This is a genomic window from Corynebacterium sp. MSK310, assembly GCF_030227355.1.
GTDB lineage: Bacteria > Actinomycetota > Actinomycetes > Mycobacteriales > Mycobacteriaceae > Corynebacterium > Corynebacterium rhinophilum.
Genome location: NZ_JASPFZ010000002.1, coordinates 65,227 through 82,539, shown reverse-complemented (window position 1 = coordinate 82,539; position 17,313 = coordinate 65,227). Strand labels below are relative to the sequence as shown.

The window sequence follows — 17,313 nt, the reverse complement described above, 5'->3', positions numbered from 1 at the left end:
CCCCACAAAAGGGGCCCCAAATCGGACCTATTGACACCAAAAAGTGCCAGAATAGGAAAAGTAGAACACTAAGCGCGTGGGAATTACCCCCACGGTGAGAAAACATGGAAGGCAACCACTACACATGTCCGAAAATACTTCTTATTTGCCCGACCGTAACTTGGCCATGGAGCTGGTGCGCGTGACCGAAGCCGCCGCCCTGGCCTCTGGCCGCTGGGTAGGTCGTGGCATGAAGAATGAGGGCGATGGCGCGGCAGTCGATGCCATGCGCAAGCTGATTAACTCCGTGGCAATGAAGGGCGTTGTTGTCATTGGTGAGGGCGAAAAGGATGAGGCCCCAATGCTCTTCAACGGCGAAGAGGTCGGCACCGGCGAGGGTGCGGCGATGGACATTGCCGTAGACCCCGTAGATGGCACGCGGCTGATGGCCGAAGGCCGCCCCAATGCCATTTCCGTAATCGCCGCTGCAGAGCGCGGCACCATGTATGACCCATCCGCAGTCTTCTACATGGAAAAGATCGCCGTTGGACCTGAAGCCGTCGGATCCATCGATATCAACCAATCCGTGCAGTGGAATATCGAATCTGTTGCCAAGGCAAAGGGCCTGCGCACCGCCGATATCACCGTGGTGGTATTGGACCGTCCGCGCCACGATAAGCTCATCCAAGAGATCCGTGAGGCAGGCGCCAAGGTACGCCTCATCATGGACGGCGATGTGGCGGGTGCCATCGCCACCTGCCAGGATTCCAATTCCATCGACATGATGATGGGCATCGGCGGTACCCCTGAGGGCATCATCACCGCCTGCGCCATGCGGTGCATGGGTGGCGAAATCCAGGGCAAGCTGTGGCCAAAGGATGAAGAGGAAGCAGAAAAGGCCCGCGCCGCCGGCCACGACTTGGACAAGGTCTTAGGCACCAATGACTTGGTCTCGTCCAAGAACTGCTACTTCGCTGCCACCGGCGTGACCAACGGCGACATGCTGCGAGGTGTCTCCTACCGCAATAATGGCGCCTCCACCCGTTCGCTGGTCATGCGTTCCAAGTCCGGCACCATCCGCTACGTCGATTCCTTCCACAAGCTGGCAAAGCTGCAGGAATACTCCGTCGTGGACTACTCGGACCCCACCAAGAACTAAACCTCACCCCCAAATGGCGGGGCGGGCTCGGGCTTTTCGTGCTCTAGTTTTTAGCTTTTCGCCATACTGGGGGTAGACGCACACAATCAATTAACCGAGGTGATTTTCATGACCGAATACCGTACCGAACATGACACTATGGGCGAGGTTAAAGTTCCCGCTGATGCCCTGTGGCGCGCACAAACCCAGCGCGCGGTAGACAACTTCCCCATCTCCGGCCGCGGCCTAGAAGATGCGCAAATCCGCGCACTCGGCCTGCTCAAGGCGGCATGCGCACAGGTCAACAAGGACTCCGGCAGCCTAGATGCGGAAAAGGCAGACGCTATTATCGCCGCTGCGAAGGAAATCGCGGAAGGCAAGCACAATGATGCCTTCCCCATCGATGTCTTCCAGACCGGCTCCGGTACCTCCTCCAATATGAACACCAACGAGGTCATCGCCTCCTTGGCACAGAAGCAGGGCGTAGAGGTTCACCCGAACGATGACGTCAACATGGGCCAGTCCTCCAATGACACCTTCCCCACAGCTACCCACGTGGCGGCCACGGAAGCAGCCGTCAATGACCTCATTCCGGGCCTGAAGGTGCTGCACGAGTCCTTGACCAAGAAGGCGAAGGAATTCGCGGACGTTGTCAAGGCCGGCCGCACCCACCTCATGGACGCCACCCCCATCACCCTGGGCCAGGAGTTCAGCGGCTACGCCCGCCAGGTGGAGCTCGGCATCGAACGCATCGAGGCTACCCTCCCGCGCTTGGGCGAGCTGGCCATCGGTGGTACCGCCACCGGCACCGGCCTGAACACCTCCGCTGAGTTCGGCGGCAAGGTGACCGAAGAGCTCAAGAAGCTCACCGGCGTTGAGAACCTGAAGGAAGCTGAAAACCACTTCGAGGCACAGGCTAACCGCGACGGCCTTGTAGAGTTCTCCGGAGCCATGCGCTCGGTGGCCGTATCCTTCAACAAGATTGCCAATGACCTGCGCATGCTGGGCTCCGGCCCGCTGACCGGCCTGGCAGAAATCCACCTGAAGGACCTCCAGCCTGGTTCTTCCATCATGCCGGGCAAGGTCAACCCGGTTATCCCTGAGGCAGTCACCATGGTGGCCGGCCAGGTTGTGGGCAATGACGCAGCCGTTGCCTTCGGCGGCGCGCAAGGCCAGTTCGAGCTCAACGTCTTCATCCCAATGATGGCGCGCAACGTGCTCGAGTCCGCTCGCCTGCTGGCTAACTCCGCCCGCGTCTTTGCCGAGAAGTGCGTCGACCACATCGAGGCCAACGAGGAGCGCATGAAGCACTTCGCGGAGTCCTCCACTTCCATTGTGACCCCGCTGAACTCCGCCATCGGCTACGAGAACTCCGCCAAGGCCGCAAAGCACGCCCTCAATGAGAAGATCACCGTCCGCCAGGCCGTTATCGACCTGGGCTTTGTTGACGGCGAGAACCTCACTGAGGAAGAGCTGGACAAGCGCTTGGACGTATTGAGCATGACCAACCGCGAGCGCGACAATATTTAATCTAGCCCGCGTTTAGCGCTACGACCCCCGCTCGGAAATCGCCTCTGAGCGGGGGTTTTCGCATGCCTCGACGCGCTTGCCAGGCATGGTAAGCGCGGGTAAAGAGGGGGCATCGGCAAGCGTATGCTGTGACCTACAACATAGATTCGGCGTACACATCTACAAAATCACCCATTTTGCACTTGGTGCAAGTTTGCACCGAGTGTAAAGTTGCATTCTGTGCAAGAAGAACTATCACTACGCGAGCAGAAACGCCTAGAAACGCGGCTACGCATCGAGGATGCCGCCACCGAGTTGGTGGACAAGCATTCCTTTGGCGAGGTCACTATTGAAGAGATCTGCGAACTAGCCGGTATTTCTCGGCGCACGTTTTTTAACTATTTTGATTCGAAGGAATCCGCCGTGCTTGGGGCACCAAGTGCTGACTTCACCGCGGAAATGCGCGAGTATTTCCTCCGTGAACCCACCACCAACATCATGGAATTAGTCCTTAACCTGGTGGAACAGCACATGGAGGGCCATCACGTTAATCCCACGATTCGGGAGAGACGCAAGCGCATTGCTAATGACCCAGAGGCGGCCGCCGCCTCCATTAGCCGCAAGCGGGCGAAATCCATCGAGCTTATTGGGCTCATTGAGGAGCGCCTTAACCAAGAACCGGAATTGCGCATCCTCGAGGGCCATTCAGCGGCAACGGAGGCCATGGTCATCGCCGGTGTAGTCCGCGAGGCCCTGTGGCTTTCCATCGCCGCCCCTGATAGCGATTGCAGCGACGCCCTGAGTTCGCGTCTTAATGATTCACTGAAGTTGATTAATGATGTTATGAAAGGAATCCGATGGTAGATACAGCCGAAAAGGCTCCTGCGCAGGGCCAGTCGCGGGCGGATAACCTGGGGCTCATTTTCTCTGCGCTGGTGCTCACCATGTTGATGAGCTCGCTGGGCCAGATGATTTTCTCTTCCGCTTTGCCAACGATCGTTGGTGAGCTTGGCGGCGTTGACCACATGAGCTGGGTCATCTCCGCATTCCTTGTCACCATGACCATCGCCATGCCAATTTCCGGCAAGCTGGGTGACATGTTGGGCCGCAAGTGGCTCTACATTGGCGGCATCGCCGTCTTCGTCGTGGGCTCTGCCATCGGTGGTTTTGCCGATTCCATGACGGTTCTCATCATCGCCCGCGCCGTGCAAGGCTTCGGTGCTGGGTTCATGATGATTTCCTCGCAGTCCATCATCGCCGAGGTCACCTCTTCCCGCGAGCGCGGCAAGTTCATGGGCATCATGGGCGGCGTATTCGGCCTGTCCTCCGTCCTCGGCCCCGTCTTGGGTGGCTGGTTTACTGATGGCCCCGGCTGGCGTTGGGGCATGTGGATGAATATTCCACTCGGCCTGCTGGCCATGGTGGTCTGCATCCTGGTGCTCAACCTGCGCGTGGGCCAGGCCGATATGAAGCGCTTTGACTGGCTCGGTGCCACCTTCATCGCCATTACTACAGCTTCCCTTATCCTCATGACCACCTGGGGCGGCACCGAGTACGACTGGGATTCCACCATGATCCTCACTCTCGGCGCCATTACCCTCGTCGGCGCGATCATTACCACCATCGTGGAATTGCGCGCTGCCGAACCGCTTATCCCGGTTCGCCTCTTCAAGAACCGCAACATGGCCCTGACTACCCTATCCGGCGTCATCCTGGGCCTGGCCATGTTCGGGGTGCTGGGCTATATGCCCACCTACCTTCAAATGGTCCACACCCTCTCGCCCACTAACGCAGGCCTGATGATGATTCCGATGATGGTTGGCCTTATCGGCACCTCCACCGGCGTCGGTTTCATCATCGCCCGGACCGGCCGCTACAAAATCTACCCCGTTATCGGCTTGGCCATTACCGCCGGTGCACTCTTTTGGATGTCCCGCTTGTCGGTAGACACATCGCTCACGCAACTCGGCTTCGAGTTCCTCGCCTTCGGCATCGGCCTGGGCATGGTCATGCAGGTGCTCGTTCTCATCGTCCAGAACTCCTTCCCGCTCTCCCAGGTGGGTACGGCAACCGCGGCGAATAACTTCTTCCGCCAGATCGGTTCTGCCCTAGGTGCTTCCCTGGTCGGTTCCATGTTCATTAACAACATGCAGGATGAGATGGCCAACCGCCTGCCGCAGGCCATCCAGCAGCTGGGACCTGAGGGCGCGGCCTATGCCGAGAAGTTTGGCAATGGCGAGGGCAATGCCAATAGCCTGACCCCGGACTTGGTGTCTTCCCTGCCAGAGCCGCTCAGGCAGGCAGTATTAAATTCCTATAATGACGGACTCACCCCGGTCATCGCGCTGATGGTCCCGCTCGTCATCGTCGCCCTCTTGGTCCTGCTTCCCCTGCGTGAAGAGCGCCTGAAGGAGACGATCGATTAATGTCGCTCAACCCCGCAGAAACCGCCGCCACCAGTAGGGAGCTCCATGCGCTGCGCGGTAGCCTGCCGCTTGCCGATGCCCCCATCAACTCCTCCCTCGGCTACCAGGCTGGCGGCCTCGCGGAGGTGCTCGATATTGAGGCAAGCCCCATCGAGGTATGGCGCACCCGCGATTACCTCGTGGCCTTGGCAGAGCGCCAAGGCATCGAGGTGCCGCCGTTTAGCCGCCTGAGCGATTCCATGCGGCCCCAAGCACAGAGTTGGTTTGGGCGCTGGGAGGTACCCGCAGTCTAGGAGCGCACTTTTGCTCCCCCGCCTGGTTGATCGCCTAGCTTGGGAAAAACAAATAAAGGCCGTAGCGCCGCCGGGATGATTTATTCCCCCGGCAGCGCTACGGCCTTCGTGACGAAAAGGCGAGTGCCCTTTAACTGTTCTTTTCCTCCGGCTTGGGAAGCAGGAGCTCGTAGACATCGGTATCGCGCCACTGCCCGGCCAACTCACCATAGGTCATCTTGGCCATGTGTGAGTAGGTGCCGACCTTTTCAAAACCGCGGGACTTGTGAAGGCCCGCAGAACCTTCATTTTCCGGGAAGATCCAAGAGTGGATGGCCCACTTGTGCAGGTCCTTGCACACTTCAATGAGGCAATCGAGCAAGGCCCCTGCAATGCCACGGCCTTGGGCATCAGATCCCAAGTAAATGGAATCCTCCACGACGCCGTGGAAGACGGTGCGCGAGGAAATCGGGGCGGCCGAAACCCACCCCAATACCTTGGAATCATCGTCCGCCTCAACGGCTACGTGCACCGAGGCCATGATCTTGGAGCTCGTAAACTCCTCGTAGGTCAAGGATCGGGTTTCATAGGTGGCATGGCCGGTTTGCAGGCCCTGCTCGTAGATGTCCCGCATCTGCGGGTAATCGGCCGAAGTGAAGGGCCGAATACGGAAATCCTTTTTCTTATCGTCCGCAGACGTCTTCTTGGCGTTCTCGCTCATAAGCACCATTATTACTGGTCTTGGGTGATTTTTTCTATAAAGAATTCATTAAATTCGCTGTCTGCGAAATCGCTTTCATCCGGCCCCCACTTAGTCGTTGCCTTCTAATAGATCGGTTACCAGTTCCGCAATGGCGGAGCGCTCCGAACGCTTAAGGGTAATGTGCGAGAAGAGCTCGTGGCCCTTGAGCTTTTCGATGACCGCCTGTACCCCATCGTGGCGGCCCACCCGCAGGTTATCGCGCTGGGCAACGTCGTGGGTGAGCACTACTCGCGAGCCTTCCCCCAAGCGCGAGAGCACGGTGAGCAAAACATTGCGCTCCAATGACTGCGCCTCGTCCACGATAACGAAGGCATCGTGCAGGGACCGGCCGCGGATATGGGTCAGTGGCAGGACCTCGATGAGCCCACGCTGGTGAATCTCTTCTAGGACGTTGTCAGAGACTAGGCCTTCCAAGGTGTCATAGACCGCTTGAGCCCATGGGTTCATCTTCTCTGATTCAGAGCCCGGCAGGTACCCCAGCGACTGCCCGCCGACGGCGTACATGGGCCGGAAGACCACAATGCGGCGGTGCTCTCCGCGTTCCAAGACAGCCTCCAAGCCTGCGCACAATGCCAACGCTGATTTACCAGTACCGGCCCTACCGCCGATGGAAACGATGCCAACCTCCGGATCCAGCAGCAGATCCAAGGCAATGCGTTGTTCCGCCGAACGCCCCTGCACGCCGAAGGCATTGCGATCGCCGCGCACCAAGCGCACCGCCCCGTCCGGCATGATGCGCCCCAAGGCAGATTGCGCGCCGGCAATCAAGGTGATGCCGCAGTGCACCGGCAAGTCTTCAACCGGGGTGTCATCGTCCGTGACAACCCCGTCTAGCAGCACTTCCCCATCGCTGTAGAGGGCGTCGATGACATCTGTGGTGGTATAGGCGGTGGCCATACCGGAGTACCCAGTCAAAATGACGTCTTGGGCGTGGTATTCATCGGCCTGCACGCCCACGGCGCCGGCCTTGACGCGCAGCGGTACGTCTTTGGTGACCAAGACCGTGTCCTTACCCTCGTGCGCCAGGTTCAAGGTGCAGGCCAAGATGCGGTGGTCCCCTTCCGGGCCGCGGAATGCGGCCGGCAAGAGCGACTGGTCTTGGTGGTTAAGCTCTACCCGCAAAGTACCGCCAGCTACATTTACCGGAACGGGTTGGTCGAGCGCCTCATAGGTAGCGCGCAGCTCTTCCAAAAAGCGAAGAGCTTGGCGGGCGAACCAGCCAAGCTCCGGGTGATGACGTTTTCCTTCTAATTCAGAGATAACCACAACGGGAAGGACGACCTCGTGTTCAGCGAATTTTCGCAGCGCCCACGGGTCAGATAATAAGACCGAAGTATCGAGGACATAGGTCTTGGTGGCGATGTCATTATCGGTGGTGCCTAGTGGAGTAGAAAGTACAGAGGGGCGAGTCATGATGGCAGGAATCTTCCTTTGTGAAACGGTAGAAAGCTGTTCTTCCTTGTCTGTCCCCCAATACCGCTAGTGCTGCGATCTCTTGGGGGCTGCCACCCAACCTAAGCACCCAAGGTTGAAATCACATGGGTGGAAGATGAACTTTAAGAAAACGACAAATCCCTGCGGAACAACCCGCAGGGAAAGTGTCGAGAGTGTTCGGCGTGCCGCTTATGCGGGCGCCGAATTTTAGCCTTTAGGCCTCGATATCAGCCTTGAATTGGCCGTCTTCACCCTCAGTCCAGGAGATGGTGCCGTTGCTAAACTCTTGGGTCCAGCCGTTTGCCTCAGTTGCGTCAGCCTCTGGCTTGGTAGGCAGGCCAACGGAAGAGTCGAGGCCACCCTCGTTTACCCAGGTTTCAGCAATCTTGCCGATGACCGGCTGTGCACCAGTCTCCTCAGAGTAGACCAGGTGCTTGCCGCCCTCGAAGGTAGCCAAGGTGCCCTTATCGGAGGACTCTACGCTCTGCACGTCGCCCCACTCTGCCTGCTTTTCCTCGATGGCGGCTGCAAGGTCAGCGGGAACTTCTTCCTCGCCATTTGCAGTAGTGACGGTCTGGGTATCGCCCTTGGCGCCCTCTGCATTATCGTCCTTGGAGCCAGTTGCCTCTGCGGCAGCGGAACCTGCGGCGTCGGTGGCATCGGCTGCGGCAGAACCAGCAGCATCCGAGGCGTCTGCGGCTACGGAGCCAGCGGTATCCTTGGCGTCATCAACGGTATCCTCTGCGTCCGAGCATGCAACGAGAGCAACGGAGAGGGTTGCGGCCGCGAAGCCACCTGCAATACGACGAGTAATCTTGCGCATTTCTAGATCTACCTTTCGATTTTCAGCCGAAAATTAGTTCACTGTAGTTTTAGGCCGCCGTTGAGGCGAGCGCAGCCCACCGTAGACCCCAAGTGCACTATGCCGCCACTCTGTGCACCGAGGTTTGCGCGGTCCAGGTTTCAGTTCATCGCCGTTTACGCTGCTTAGGGCGCTTCTTTTGTTTCTGTAACGGATTGTTAACAATCCTTCGAGACTGTTTGGCTTTAGCTTTTTCGCGGGCCGTGCGCTTCGGCTTCTCCTGCCTGGAGGAGCGGGCGGTACGCCCCTTAGCGATGCCCACAAAGTCCTGGATGGCCTCATTATCCTCCGCCTTCCGCCAGACCAAGGCAATTTCGGTGACCGGCACCTCGCTGCCCTTCAGCGCAAGCGGAACCACCTGTTTCTTGCTGAGGATTTTTAGCAGCGGCAGCGGTGCGATGGCGATGCCCACATTGGCCGCGACCACCTGCAGGGCTTCGCGAACGGCGGCGATATCGACCTCGCCGGCATCGGTGAGGCGGTAGTTGAGGTGTTCATCGGAGACATCGGCAAGCGCCAGCGCCTCGCCCACCTCCGCATAAACTGAATCTTTCGGGACCGCAATGCCAGGGGCCTCCTCATAGAGGCGGACCACGTGGAAGGAGTCATCCAGGCGCGCATCCGGCAGGCGCGTTAACGCCAGATCCACGCGACCTGCGAGCAATTCCGCCATGCCGTCATCCGCATCGATGGTAGATAAACCGCCGTGCGCAGTATTGTCCTGAAATCTCTGAAACCATTTTCCAGGTTCCGTACCGGTCACAAAGGCTAAGCGCAGCATGGAGCACAGTCTACTGAAAGTGCTACGGTTAAACCGTGAGTGAACAACATAACCAACAGCAACCGTCCGGTACCGCAATGCGCGCGCAGACCGCCGCTAAAAAGCTGAATATCTATCTGCCCGCCGCGCCCGAAGAATTTCAAAATAGCGCGGTAAGCCACGAAGAACTGCGCGAATTGCAGCACAATCCCCCACAGTGGCTGCAAACGCTGCGCCGCGAAGGCCCCCACCCCCGGCAGGAAGTTGCCCACAAGCTGGGCATTTCTGTCACCGCATTAAAGAAGAATGACATGGATAAGCCGCTGACCACTGCGGAAATCAGCGAGCTTTTGGAAAAACAGCCGGAGTGGCTGCAGCAAGCCCGCGCCACGCTGGCGCAGGCTCGCGGGCACGACGTCAACGAGGACGCCGCAGAGGATAAGGACTAAACCAGCTTCCAGTCCTCAAGGCCTTCATACAGCGGGTAATCCTCGGCAATCTTGTCGACGCGCCGGCGAAGCGCCTCGACGTCGGCGTTATTGCCCTGTGCCAAGGCGGTGCCGATGACATCGGCAACCTCGGTGAAGGCTTCCGCATCAAGGCCGCGGGTGGCCAGGGCGGAGGTGCCGATGCGCAGGCCCGAGGTGACCATCGGCGGGCGAGGATCGTTCGGGACCGCATTGCGGTTGACGGTGATTCCTACCTGGTGCAACAGGTCTTCTGCCTGCTGACCATCGAGCTGCGAATTGCGCAGATCAACCAGGACGAGGTGGACATCAGTGCCACCGGACACAACGTCCACGCCAGCTGCCTGCGTATCTTCCGCCAAGAGGCGATCAGCCAGAATGCGGGCGCCCTCAAGGGTGCGCTCCTGGCGCTCCTTGAATTCCTCGCTGGCCGCAATCTTCATAGAAATAGCCTTTGCAGCGACCGCGTGCATCAACGGTCCACCCTGCTGGCCTGGGAAGACATTGGAGTTCAGCTTCTTTGCGTATTCCTGCTTGGCCAAGATCATGCCGGATCGCGGACCGCCCAGGGTCTTGTGCACGGTGGTGGAGACGATATCGGCGTGCTCCACTGGGTTCGGGTGCAGGCCTGCGGCAACCAGACCCGCGAAGTGGGCCATGTCAACCCACAGGTAAGCGCCCACCTCATCGGCAATCTCGCGGAAGGCCGCGAAATCCAAGGTGCGCGGGTACGCGGACCAACCGCCGATGATGACCTTTGGCTTCTCCTTTAGCGCCTGTTCGCGCAGCTTATCCATGTCCACGCGCATGGTCTCTGGGTCCACACCATACGCCGCGACATCGTAAAGCTTGCCGGAGAAGTTCAACTTCATCCCGTGGGTCAGGTGTCCACCATGCGCCAAGGACAGGCCGAGGATCTTATCGCCCGGTTCCGCGATGCTGGCCAGGACTGCGGCATTCGCCTGCGCGCCGGAGTGTGGCTGCACGTTGGCAAATTCCGCGTTGAAGAGCGCCTTCGCACGGTCGCGTGCGAGATCCTCAACAACATCGACGTGCTCACAGCCGCCGTAGTAACGACGCCCTGGGTATCCCTCGGCGTACTTATTGGTCAGGACAGAACCCTGTGCCTGCAAGACGGCGCGCGGCACGAAGTTTTCAGAAGCGATCATTTCTAGAGTTTCGCGCTGGCGGGAAATTTCTCCCTGGATAGCGCCGAAAACATCGGGGTCAAGATCGCGCAGGTCAGTATTGAAAGAAGCCATATAAGACTAGTCCTCTTCTCGGTAGGAAGCAGTATGAACTATTACATATCATAACCTTTCGGCTACCTTACAGGGGGCAAATTTTTAATTCCCTTATCATCGCGTGCGACAATTAGGCTATGGCGCGCAACCTGGATTCAAGCCCCTACCTCGACTTTGACCGTGAAACCTGGCGTGATCTTCGCAAATCCATGCCACAGGTGTTGACAGAAAACGAACTAGAAGAGCTACGCGGCATCGGCGATCGCATTGATTTGGACGAGGTGGCAGACGTCTACCTCCCCCTCTCCCGCCTTATCCACATGCAGGTCACCGCCCGGCAACAACTCACCGCCGCCACCGAAGCCTTCTTGGGCAACCCTCCCACGCACGTGCCTTTCGTCATCGGCGTAGGCGGTTCCGTGGCCGTTGGTAAATCCACCACCGCCCGCCTCCTCCAAGTGCTCCTACAGCGCTGGGACTCTCACCCGAAGGTGGACCTGGTGACCACGGACGGGTTCCTCTTTCCCACCCAAACGCTTAAAGACCGCGGACTGATGAAGCGGAAGGGTTTCCCCGAATCCTACGACCGCCGCGCACTTATGCGCTTTGTTACCGACGTCAAATCCGGAAAACCCGTGGTCAAAGCGCCGCTGTATTCGCATATCACCTATGACATCGTCAAAGATCGCTATCAAGAGGTCAACCAGCCGGATATCTTAATCTTGGAAGGCCTCAACGTCCTCCAAACCAGCCCCACCTTAACCATCGCGGATCTTTTTGACTTCTCCGTCTATGTCGATGCCCGCACGGACGATATTGAGCAGTGGTACATCGACCGCTTCCTCACGCTGCGCCACACCGAATTCCGCAGACCCAATGCTCACTTCGCTGCTTATGCCGATATGAACGATGAGCAGGCGCGCGCCCAAGCCCGCGAGATTTGGCAATCCATTAACCTGCCAAATTTGGTGGAAAATATCCTGCCCACCCGCGTGCGCGCATCCCTGGTATTGAAAAAGGGCTCGCATCACCTCGTCGAAAAGGTGCGGATGCGAAAAATCTAGCCGCTATTTGCCAAAGCGGCGCGAACGCTGCGAATAATCACGCAGCGCGCGCAGGAAATCTACCTTCCGGAACGCCGGCCAATAGGTATCGGTGAACCAAATTTCTGAATAGGCTGCTTGCCACAGGAGGAATCCGGAAAGTCGCTGCTCACCGGAGGTGCGGATCACCAAATCCGGGTCCGGCAGGCCCTTGGTATAAAGGTGTTCCGTAATCGAATCCGCGGTGACACGGTCCGCCATCTCGGCCGCGCTCGTGCCCTTTTCGGCCTCGCTGCGCACCAGCTTCTGAACGGCATCGACGATTTCTTGGCGCCCACCGTAGCCCACGGCCACATTGACAATGACGCCTTGGTTATCCTTGGTTTCCTCAGCGGCGTCAACCATGCGCTGGGTTACCGGCGCGGGCAATAAATCTAAGTTACCCACAAGGCGCACCTGGCAATCCAGATCCCCCTGGGACAAATGCGTGACCACATCAGAGATGATGTCAAAAAGCAGCTGCACTTCCTGCTGGCTGCGCTTCAAGTTCTCCGTGGACAAGAGGTAGATGGTGACTACCTCAATATCGGTATCACGGCACCACGCGATCATCTCCCCAATTTTCTTCGCCCCCTGGCGGTGACCGTGGCTGATATCCGTAAAACCGGCTTCCCGCGCCCAGCGGCGGTTGCCGTCAGCCATGATCGCCACGTGCTTCGGCTGCGGTCTGCCCTTGATAAGCCGCACGAGGCGTGCTTCATACAAGGGGTACATCAGCCGCTTGAGAAATGTCACGTTGATTACTCCAACCGGCTAGAAAATCGACTTCTTGCGGTTATCGTAAAGGCCAGCTTCCTTGAGCGCCGCATCCACTGCCTCTTCGTCGAATGGATCGATTCCGTGGTCTTCAGCGAACATAGTGCGCCGACGGAAGCGCGAAAAGCGACGGTGGAAATTCCAACCCGCTACCAGCACGGCAACGCCCAAGATAGCCAAGATAAGCAGCCCGATGGGCGAGGCTTTACCAAACTCGGGACCCATCGGCCCGCCCTCTGCACCTTCTGTGCCTTGCGCAAGAACAGTGACATCGTGCGCAGCCAAGAAAAGGGAGTCATAGACGCTCATGCTTTAAGTCTCCTCGTTCTTTTCAATGCCCGCAAATAAATCATTTTCCGGCAGCGAGGTCGATACCCTGGTCTTGGCTAATTCAAACTCCTCCGTTGGCCACAAGCGCTGTTGGACCTCCACGGAGGTTGCCAAGAATGCGCCCGCAGGATCGATCTGCGTCGCGTGCGCCCGCAGCGCATCATCACGGTTTTGGAAGTACTCGGCGCACTCCACCTGCGTGGTAACGCGGGCCATAATATCGCCGAAAGCCGTGTCCCAACGCGCCAGCATAGGACCGTACGGGCTGGGCTTTCCCTCTTCAAGTAGAAGATCGTGGAACATCTTCATACGCTGGTACACAAAGCCATGCGAATAGTACAGCTTCAGCGGCTCGAAGGGCTCGCCCAGTTCTGGGTGGTAAGAGGCGTCACCGGCCTTTTCCCACGCAATCATGGAGGCTCGGTGAACCATGAGGTGGTCTGGGTGCGGGTAGCCGCCGTTTTCGTCATAGGTAATGATGACCTGCGGGCGGAATGAACGGATAACGCGCACCATTTCCTGGGCCGCTGCATCATCGCCCATCAGGGCAAAGCAGCCTTCCGGCAAGAGGTCTTCCATGCTCTTGCCTTCCTCAGGATCTGGCAGGCCAGAATCAACGTGGCCTAACCACTGGTGTTGGACCCCAAGCGCGCGGGCTGCCTTAGCCATTTCCTCGCGGCGTACCTCAGCCATGTTTTCCTTAACACCAGGACGGTCCATAGCCGGGTTAATAATGTCACCGCGTTCACCACCGGTGCAGGTCAGCACCATTACATCCGCACCTTCTGCTGCGTAACGGGCCGTTGTCGCAGCACCCTTGGAGGATTCATCATCCGGGTGTGCGTGGATTGCTAGGAGGCGAAAGTCGCTCACTGAAAATCCATCCCCTTTAAAACTAGCTTTTAGAACAGACCACTATCTTAGTAGATAATGGGAAAATGGTACTCCTCGGTTAAAGTAGGGCTATGACTTCCGCCGGAAATTCTCGCTCCGCCGCGCGCTACGGCTCGCGCGATAAATCACAAAAGAACTCTGGTAGCTGGGCCAATAAGGCGCTGGTGTTAATTTTCGCCGCCATGCTCGTCACCCTTCTCTACTACGGCTTCCAGTATTTTCGGGAAAAAGAATCCGTCAATGCTCAGATTTCTATGGTCACTCAAGAGGTTCTGAGCGATGACACCACGCGCGTCTGGGTCGACGTAACCCGCAATCACACCGATGAGGATGCTTACTGCATCGTGCAGGCTTACGATTATTCCAAATCCGAGGTAGGCCGCCGCGAATTTGCCGTTCCCGCTGGCGGAAATGAGACGCATCGCATTGCCGTCGATGTCCCCACCAATGCCCGCGCCGTCGCCGGTGGAGCCTATGGTTGCTCCGGCAATATCCCGGATTACCTGGATATGGACAATCCCGACTACGCGGAAAGTCGCTAGCCCCATGTGCTAGGATTTGTACAGCCTAGAACTGGGCAATTGCCTGGTTGCATACTTAACTTCGGTCCCGCCATCATCGCAGGACTTTGACCACTATTCCACAGCACGGAAGGTTTTAGAATGGCTGAGCAGCAAAAGCAGTACATCACCCCAGAAACCAAGGCAAAGCTCGAGACCGAGCTGCAGGAACTCATCGATCACCGCCCAGAGGTGGCAGCGGAAATCAATGAGCGCCGCGAAGAGGGCGACCTGAAAGAAAACGCCGGCTACGACGCCGCCCGCGAGATGCAGGACCAGGAAGAGGCCCGCATCAAGCAGATTTCTGAGCTGCTGGCCAACTCCACCACCGAGCGTGGCACCATGCAGGAAGGCGTTGCCTACACCGGCAGCGTTGTTCACGTGTACTACAACGGCGACAAGAACGATAAGGAAACCTTCCTCATCGGTACCCGCGCCGCTGCGACCGATAACAAGGACCTAGAGACCTACTCCGAGCAGTCCCCGCTGGGCGCCGCCATCATCGGTGCACAGGAGGGTGAAACCCGCGAGTACTCCGCACCAAACGGAAAGACCATTTCGGTAACCATCGAATCGGCTGCCCCATACGATTCCGCCAAGGCCGCCACCCCGCGCGAATCCTAATTTCCTCCTCCCACCTCATTACCGCCTTCACTACTCTGGAGAAAGAGCACATCCCCATGAAGAAATTCTCCCGTTTCGCCACCGCTGGTTTAGTTTTTACCGCCGGCCTTTCCTTGGCCGCATGCCACCCGCCGAACGAACAGGATTCTGAATCCGGCAAGATCGACAACGCATCGACCTTCACCGGCGAGGCGCCGGCACAGAAGAATGACGAGACGACTTCATCTGCTGTCACCACCGAACCCGGGGTGGATTCGGAGGGCCTGCAGAACGGGGTCGAGGAACCTGTGCAGCAGCCAAACGCCACCGCGACGCAACTGCCCCAATAAAAGAAATGGGCTGAAGGATACTATCCTTCAGCCTTTTCCTTTCCCGATTCGCTGCCTAGGATTCTCGCGCCCAATTGCCGATAACCCCAGGCACAACAGCCGGTGGTTCTCCCAACAGATCTCGCTTATTAGGATCGCGCTCAACTTGAGTCGTTACCGCCTTCACCCGGTTCTTGTCATTTCCCTGACCCCGGGTTCCCATCATTGGCGCAAAGGCTCGCATACCTGCTGCTGGCCTTGCGGCGCCAGATTTGGCACCGGGGTTATTGATGGCGCCTCCCCCGCGCACCACAGCTTCGCGCACAGCTCCCCTTTCAAGGTGTCCCCGGCTACCGTTACCACCGCTGCTATTGCCAGCAGATTCGCCTGCCCCGCGAGGAAGCGCGCCTCCCACACCGCGAGCGCCGACGCTCTCACCGGAGCCACCACGCAAAGCTGCTCCGCCGCGCGCAGTGGTTCCGCCAGCACCTAGTCCTGGGGCGGAATTTACGAGTGCACCCATGTTTCCGCCTACGCCAGAACCAGGCCTTCCACCCGTGCCCAAGGCCCCGCTACCGAGCCCGGCCGTTGGATTGAATCCGCCACCGCGGAGCGCGCCAGGATTTCCACTTCCAGCTCGCCCGCCGAAGGTAGGAGTACCCGCGGCACTTGCAATTCCAGTTCCGGTACCTAACCCGGCCCCAGTGCCCATACCCGTAGCACCGGGCCCACCGCCAGCCATTGACATAGAACCTAGCTGACTATGCGGCGTCGCCCCAGGGAGTGAGGCTCCACTGGTTGCGACATCGCGACCGCTGATATCTATTCCATCGCCCACCCCTAATTGGGAAACGGCCTTTCTGCCGTCCGCGTGCAATTGCTCTTGGAACGCAGCGGTTTCCTCTGGAGTCATGCCGACGGATTCCAAATCGTGGACCGTACCATTTGCCACGTCGAAGTTTCCCGGCCCCACTTCGCCGCGGGCAATAGCTTCCTGAATCGCGCGCGGCCACACAACACTGTCGGTACTATACTTCTGGCCATCGCCATCCACGCCAGACAAACCGGCATCAACACCGCCCCCTCCGGCAGCTGGCGACTGTTCCATTAACGCATGCTGATTAGGCATTGCCTCGATGGCAAACCTTTGAAGATCCGGTTGGAGCTTTGCCAACGCCGCAGTCTCTGCGATTTTTCGTTCGGCCGGGTCAGGGATCTTCATAATATCCATCGCCATTGCCATTGCCGACGGCTGAATCATCATCAATCGCGAGTGGAAACCAGTGAGCTTTTCTCCCATTGCTTCAGCATTGGCCACAAAATGCTTCCCCGAGGCCGCTACCTCTCGGATCTTCGCTGCCGCCCGCGACGTCGTTTCGCTGTCATTCTCGCTTTCCAAGGATCCCGCGGCTTTTTCAAGCCCGCTAACGATCTCCCGAACCTCGGAGCCTAAGGACTTCCACCGCGCATTAGCTTCGGATACGCTCCAAATCTGCGTAGACATCAAGTCCGTTGCCAGCTTAGTAATCGACGTACCGACGTTAACTACAGGCGGAGTAAACATAAACGGGCTATACCCTGGCTCCGGCTGATCCATAATCGGCATCGATTCAACGCCAATCTCACCGCCAGCGTCCGCGATATCCATCGCCCTACTATTTGCAGCTTCTTGGGCTTCAAAGCCTCGGGCTTCACGAGCAAGACTGTCGTAGAGCCATTTCAATTGCTCCGAGAAAGCTCTTAAAGAATTACCTGCGGAACCGGGATCTGTTTCAAGGATTCGCTGATGAATCGCCCCTACATGGTCGATTCCGCTGACAGGTGAAAACGCCGAATCCAACGGTGATTGGGCATTCCCAACCGCCCCCATAAGTTCCGTTCCTA

Annotated in this window: 19 protein-coding genes; 10 read left to right on the top strand and 9 right to left on the bottom strand. The window is 58.2% G+C overall.

What is annotated here, in order from left to right:
• The first annotated feature begins 124 nt into the window (after positions 1-124).
• The 5 genes from glpX (at position 125) to QP891_RS02730 (ending at position 5,345) form a co-directional block, all read left to right on the top strand.
• Positions 125-1,138, top strand: a complete 1,014-nt coding sequence (glpX, locus tag QP891_RS02750) for a class II fructose-bisphosphatase (protein WP_284769941.1) — start codon at positions 125-127, stop codon at positions 1,136-1,138.
• A 108-nt stretch (positions 1,139-1,246) separates the two neighbouring features.
• A complete protein-coding gene (locus QP891_RS02745; protein ID WP_284769942.1) occupies positions 1,247-2,647 on the top strand; it encodes a class II fumarate hydratase in 1,401 nt (466 codons plus the stop codon).
• A 219-nt stretch (positions 2,648-2,866) separates the two neighbouring features.
• Complete coding sequence (locus QP891_RS02740) at positions 2,867-3,490, top strand: TetR/AcrR family transcriptional regulator (RefSeq protein ID WP_284769943.1); 624 nt, start codon at positions 2,867-2,869, stop codon at positions 3,488-3,490.
• The gene (locus QP891_RS02735; protein ID WP_284769944.1) at positions 3,484-5,052 is read left to right on the top strand and encodes an MDR family MFS transporter; all 1,569 of its coding nucleotides are present in this window, start codon (positions 3,484-3,486) and stop codon (positions 5,050-5,052) included. Before QP891_RS02740 ends, QP891_RS02735 begins: the two co-directional genes overlap by 7 nt.
• On the top strand, positions 5,052-5,345 hold the full coding sequence (locus QP891_RS02730; protein ID WP_284769945.1) for a DUF2316 family protein: 294 nt from the start codon (positions 5,052-5,054) through the stop codon (positions 5,343-5,345). Before QP891_RS02735 ends, QP891_RS02730 begins: the two co-directional genes overlap by 1 nt.
• A 130-nt stretch (positions 5,346-5,475) precedes the next feature.
• On the opposite strand, the gene QP891_RS02725 is transcribed toward QP891_RS02730, so the two are convergent.
• The 4 genes from QP891_RS02725 to QP891_RS02710 all read right to left on the bottom strand — a co-directional run bounded on the left by QP891_RS02725 (position 5,476) and on the right by QP891_RS02710 (position 9,164).
• Complete coding sequence (locus QP891_RS02725; protein WP_284769946.1) at positions 5,476-6,054, bottom strand: GNAT family N-acetyltransferase; 579 nt, start codon at positions 6,052-6,054, stop codon at positions 5,476-5,478.
• Between the two features lie 81 nt (positions 6,055-6,135).
• Entirely contained in the window at positions 6,136-7,500 is a 1,365-nt protein-coding gene (gene phoH2 / locus QP891_RS02720) for an RNA 5'-3' helicase PhoH2 (RefSeq protein ID WP_284769947.1), read from the bottom strand.
• A gap of 235 nt (positions 7,501-7,735) precedes the next feature.
• Positions 7,736-8,344, bottom strand: a complete 609-nt coding sequence (locus QP891_RS02715) for an LGFP repeat-containing protein (RefSeq protein ID WP_284769948.1) — start codon at positions 8,342-8,344, stop codon at positions 7,736-7,738.
• A 145-nt stretch (positions 8,345-8,489) separates the two neighbouring features.
• Positions 8,490-9,164, bottom strand: coding sequence for a LysR family transcriptional regulator substrate-binding protein (locus tag QP891_RS02710; RefSeq protein ID WP_284644190.1), 675 nt, complete (start codon positions 9,162-9,164; stop codon positions 8,490-8,492).
• A gap of 35 nt (positions 9,165-9,199) precedes the next feature.
• On the opposite strand from QP891_RS02710, the gene QP891_RS02705 reads away from it, so the two are divergent.
• A complete protein-coding gene (locus QP891_RS02705; protein ID WP_296089941.1) occupies positions 9,200-9,592 on the top strand; it encodes a DUF5997 family protein in 393 nt (130 codons plus the stop codon).
• Here QP891_RS02705 and glyA read toward each other — a convergent pair.
• Positions 9,589-10,872 carry a serine hydroxymethyltransferase gene (gene glyA, locus QP891_RS02700; protein ID WP_284623156.1) on the bottom strand — a complete coding sequence of 428 codons (1,284 nt, stop codon included), beginning with the start codon at positions 10,870-10,872 and terminating at the stop codon, positions 9,589-9,591. The two genes, QP891_RS02705 and glyA, sit on opposite strands and share 4 nt — an antisense overlap.
• Positions 10,873-10,991: 119 nt before the next feature.
• On the opposite strand from glyA, the gene coaA reads away from it, so the two are divergent.
• Positions 10,992-11,918, top strand: a complete 927-nt coding sequence (gene coaA / locus QP891_RS02695; RefSeq protein ID WP_284769949.1) for a type I pantothenate kinase — start codon at positions 10,992-10,994, stop codon at positions 11,916-11,918.
• Between the two features lie 3 nt (positions 11,919-11,921).
• Here the strand turns inward: coaA and QP891_RS02690 are convergent, their stop codons facing one another.
• The 3 genes from QP891_RS02690 to mca are packed head-to-tail and all read right to left on the bottom strand — an operon-like array spanning position 11,922 to position 13,916.
• The gene (locus QP891_RS02690; RefSeq protein ID WP_023026159.1) at positions 11,922-12,692 is read right to left on the bottom strand and encodes an isoprenyl transferase; all 771 of its coding nucleotides are present in this window, start codon (positions 12,690-12,692) and stop codon (positions 11,922-11,924) included.
• A gap of 18 nt (positions 12,693-12,710) precedes the next feature.
• Positions 12,711-13,022: a hypothetical protein gene (locus tag QP891_RS02685; RefSeq protein ID WP_005280029.1), complete on the bottom strand. Its 312-nt coding sequence runs from the start codon at positions 13,020-13,022 to the stop codon at positions 12,711-12,713.
• A 3-nt stretch (positions 13,023-13,025) separates the two neighbouring features.
• A complete protein-coding gene (mca, locus tag QP891_RS02680) occupies positions 13,026-13,916 on the bottom strand; it encodes a mycothiol conjugate amidase Mca (RefSeq protein WP_284769950.1) in 891 nt (296 codons plus the stop codon).
• 92 nt (positions 13,917-14,008) lie between these two features.
• Between mca and QP891_RS02675 the strand changes: the two genes are divergently transcribed.
• The 3 genes from QP891_RS02675 (at position 14,009) to QP891_RS02665 (ending at position 15,450) form a co-directional block, all read left to right on the top strand.
• The gene (locus tag QP891_RS02675) at positions 14,009-14,479 is read left to right on the top strand and encodes a DUF4307 domain-containing protein (protein WP_284769951.1); all 471 of its coding nucleotides are present in this window, start codon (positions 14,009-14,011) and stop codon (positions 14,477-14,479) included.
• Positions 14,480-14,599: 120 nt separating this feature from the next.
• Positions 14,600-15,121 carry a transcription elongation factor GreA gene (gene greA / locus QP891_RS02670; protein ID WP_284769952.1) on the top strand — a complete coding sequence of 174 codons (522 nt, stop codon included), beginning with the start codon at positions 14,600-14,602 and terminating at the stop codon, positions 15,119-15,121.
• Between the two features lie 56 nt (positions 15,122-15,177).
• The gene (locus tag QP891_RS02665; RefSeq protein WP_284769953.1) at positions 15,178-15,450 is read left to right on the top strand and encodes a thiamine biosynthesis protein X; all 273 of its coding nucleotides are present in this window, start codon (positions 15,178-15,180) and stop codon (positions 15,448-15,450) included.
• Between the two features lie 55 nt (positions 15,451-15,505).
• Here QP891_RS02665 and QP891_RS02660 read toward each other — a convergent pair whose 3' ends face one another.
• Positions 15,506-17,077 (bottom strand): hypothetical protein, encoded by a 1,572-nt coding sequence (locus QP891_RS02660; RefSeq protein WP_284769954.1) that lies wholly within the window; start codon positions 17,075-17,077, stop codon positions 15,506-15,508.
• Positions 17,078-17,313 lie beyond the last annotated feature (236 nt).

Coding starts and splice junctions, on each gene's coding strand:
- glpX (WP_284769941.1), top strand. CDS start 125: ATGTCCGAAAATACTTCTTATTTGCCCGACCGTAACTTGGCCATGGAG.
- QP891_RS02745 (WP_284769942.1), top strand. CDS start 1,247: ATGACCGAATACCGTACCGAACATGACACTATGGGCGAGGTTAAAGTT.
- QP891_RS02735 (WP_284769944.1), top strand. CDS start 3,484: ATGGTAGATACAGCCGAAAAGGCTCCTGCGCAGGGCCAGTCGCGGGCG.
- QP891_RS02730 (WP_284769945.1), top strand. CDS start 5,052: ATGTCGCTCAACCCCGCAGAAACCGCCGCCACCAGTAGGGAGCTCCAT.
- QP891_RS02725 (WP_284769946.1), bottom strand. CDS start 6,054: ATGGTGCTTATGAGCGAGAACGCCAAGAAGACGTCTGCGGACGATAAG.
- phoH2 (WP_284769947.1), bottom strand. CDS start 7,500: ATGACTCGCCCCTCTGTACTTTCTACTCCACTAGGCACCACCGATAAT.
- QP891_RS02715 (WP_284769948.1), bottom strand. CDS start 8,344: ATGCGCAAGATTACTCGTCGTATTGCAGGTGGCTTCGCGGCCGCAACC.
- QP891_RS02710 (WP_284644190.1), bottom strand. CDS start 9,164: ATGCTGCGCTTAGCCTTTGTGACCGGTACGGAACCTGGAAAATGGTTT.
- glyA (WP_284623156.1), bottom strand. CDS start 10,872: ATGGCTTCTTTCAATACTGACCTGCGCGATCTTGACCCCGATGTTTTC.
- coaA (WP_284769949.1), top strand. CDS start 10,992: ATGGCGCGCAACCTGGATTCAAGCCCCTACCTCGACTTTGACCGTGAA.
- QP891_RS02685 (WP_005280029.1), bottom strand. CDS start 13,022: ATGAGCGTCTATGACTCCCTTTTCTTGGCTGCGCACGATGTCACTGTT.
- QP891_RS02675 (WP_284769951.1), top strand. CDS start 14,009: ATGACTTCCGCCGGAAATTCTCGCTCCGCCGCGCGCTACGGCTCGCGC.
- greA (WP_284769952.1), top strand. CDS start 14,600: ATGGCTGAGCAGCAAAAGCAGTACATCACCCCAGAAACCAAGGCAAAG.
- QP891_RS02665 (WP_284769953.1), top strand. CDS start 15,178: ATGAAGAAATTCTCCCGTTTCGCCACCGCTGGTTTAGTTTTTACCGCC.
- QP891_RS02660 (WP_284769954.1), bottom strand. CDS start 17,077: ATGGATATCGCGGACGCTGGCGGTGAGATTGGCGTTGAATCGATGCCG.